This window comes from Kitasatospora purpeofusca (assembly GCF_000718025.1).
GTDB lineage: Bacteria > Actinomycetota > Actinomycetes > Streptomycetales > Streptomycetaceae > Kitasatospora > Kitasatospora purpeofusca.
The window spans coordinates 1-858 of record NZ_JODS01000092.1 but is presented as its reverse complement, the minus strand read 5'-3'; the positions used below and the strand labels follow the sequence as shown (position 1 = coordinate 858).

The following is an 858-nucleotide window of genomic DNA, read 5'->3' as shown; positions in this document are numbered from 1 at the left end:
GCGAGCTTGGAGAGGGGCTCGCCGAGGGAGTTGACGGCGTCGGAGAAGGTCTTGCGCTCGGTGTCGGTGACCTTGTCGTAGGAGGTGTAGCTGCCGTCGGCCTGCTTGTACTTGGCGAGCAGGGTCTGGATGGCGGCGAACTCGGAGTCCAGGGTCTTGGCGAGGTCGGCGTCCTTCTCGGCGGCGACGGGCTTGAGGAGCTCGTAGGCCTTCTTGGCGCCCTCGACGTTGGCGGCGAAGTCGGCGAGGTCGGTGTGGCTGTAGCGGTCCTCCTCGCCGCGCTCCCAGCCGGTGCGCGAGGGCGCGTAGAGGGACTTGGCCTTCTCCAGGTCGCCGCCCTTGATCGCGGCGGCGAAGGCCTCGACGGCCGGGACGGTGGCGTCGGCCTGCTCCTGGGCGTACGCGCGGTAGGCGTCGACGGCGGCGGCCAGGCGGGGGTCGGTGGGGGCGGCGGAGCCGTCGCCGGTGACGGTGATCTTCTGGCGGATGCCGTCGCCGACCATGCCGGGCTTGCAGGCGACCTCGTAGGAGCCGGCCTTGATCTCGGCGGTGATGGTGGCCTTGGTGCCGGGGCCGATGTTCTCGCGCTCGGTGACGATCTTGTCGCCGGCGGCGTAGACGTAGACCTCGGTGACCTTGGATCCCTTGTTGGCGATGTCGATGCTGACGTGGCCGGCCGGGAACGTCGTCCTGGAGACCTCGCAGGCGGTGTCGGTGGCGTTGACCTTGACGGCGTCGGCCGCGGTCTTGTCGTCCTTCTTCTGCGAGCAGCCGGCCAGCGCGGCGCTCGCCACGGCGAGGGTGAGCAGAGTGGCTGCGGTGGAACGACGGGCGGACATGCGGGCTCCAGCGGTCAGG

Annotated in this window: 1 protein-coding gene; it reads right to left on the bottom strand. The window is 70.3% G+C overall.

Features of this window, described 5'->3' with window-relative positions; genetic code table 11:
* Window positions 1–839 (bottom strand): imelysin family protein (locus IF01_RS0140855; protein WP_030398689.1); only part of this gene is annotated, 839 nt, incomplete at its 3' end.
* Window positions 840–858: the final 19 nt, after the last annotated feature.